Genomic DNA, 1,442 nt, shown 5'->3' on the forward strand with positions numbered 1-1,442 from the left:
GCACATAGTCATTGGCCATGGCCTCGATGCTGCCTGGCAGCGGTTGCGTGGCATCGAGCGCGGGCGACTGAAGCCCGTACACCGCGCGCGTTGGCTGCAGCGCCCGGGCCAGTGCGCGATAGTTCCAGGCAATGCCGCCTGCCGGGTGCAGTACGAACAGGGGGGCTGCGGTTGCCTCGTCGGATGCAGACAGCGCAATCACCGGCCCCAGCGCGTGATCCGCGCGTGCGGGCGGCTCGGCAATGCGTGCCGCCAGCGCGGCTACGGTCGGCTGCGCGAACAGCGCGCCCAGCCCCAGCTCGCAACGCCAGCGCTGCTCGATGGACAGCAGCAGGTGCACGGCCGACAGGGAGTCGCCTCCGATGCTGAAGAAATCCACATCAACCGCCACCGGCAGTTCACGCCCCAGCGCCTGTGCGAACAGCCCGGCCAGTTCCTGCTCCAGCGGCGTACGCGGCGCCTGCCCAGCAACGTCCTGCTGCGGCGGTTTCGGCAGCGCAGACCGGTCCAGCTTGCCATTGGCGGTCACCGGCCACTGATCCACGCCCACGAACGCAGACGGCACCATGTAGTCCGGCACCCGCGCCAGCAGATGGCTGCGCAGCGCCGCTGCATCGAGCAGCGCCGTCGGCACATAGGCGACCAGCCGCGCCTCGCCGGGTAGATCATCGCGCAACAGTACTTCCACCCGGTCCATTCCAGGCAGCTCGCGCAATGCTGCTTCAATCTCGCCAAGTTCGATGCGCAGGCCGCGCAGCTTTACCTGATGGTCGCTGCGCCCCAGGTACTCGACAGCACCGTCGCCCCGCCAGCGTGCCACGTCGCCGGTGCGGTAGATGCGCTCACCCGGCAGGAACGGATCCGCCAGGAAGCGCTCGGCAGTCAGGTCGTCGCGGCCGAGATAGCCGCGCGCCAACTGCACACCGCCGAGGTACAGGTCACCGGCTACGCCCACCGGCACGGGCTGCAGCCGTGCGTCCAGCACATACAGGCGGGTGTTCCAGACCGGGAAACCGATCGGCACCGGGCGCGAGCGGTCATCGGCCGAGGCTGGCCACCAGCTCACATCCACTGCCGCTTCGGTCGGCCCATACAGATTGTGCAGTTCGGCATGTACCCGCGCGTGGAAGCGTTCGCGCAGTGCGGCATCCAGCGCCTCGCCACTGGTGAACACGCGCCGCAACAGCAGGTCCTGTGAGGCCGGTGCCGCCAGGAACGCATCCAGCATCGACGGTACGAAATGTGCGGTGGTGACGCCATGCACGCGGATCAACCGCGCCAGCTCGGTCGGATCGCGGTGTGCGTCCGGCCCCGCCAACACCAGCGTCGCGCCGCACAGCAGTGGCAGGAAGAATTCCCAGACCGATACGTCGAACGTTGCCGGGGTCTTCTGCAGAATCCGGTCGTCGGCACCCATGCCATAGTGCTCGCGCATCCACAGC

At 68.3% G+C, this 1,442-nt stretch carries 1 protein-coding gene; it reads right to left on the minus strand.

Annotated elements, in window-relative coordinates; genetic code table 11:
• Positions 1–1,442 (minus strand): AMP-binding protein (locus AB4Y84_RS21605; protein WP_442250925.1); only part of this gene is annotated, 1,442 nt, incomplete at both ends.

It is taken from the genome of Stenotrophomonas sp. 2YAF22, assembly GCF_052114665.1.
Classification (GTDB): Bacteria; Pseudomonadota; Gammaproteobacteria; order Xanthomonadales; family Xanthomonadaceae; genus Stenotrophomonas; species Stenotrophomonas indicatrix.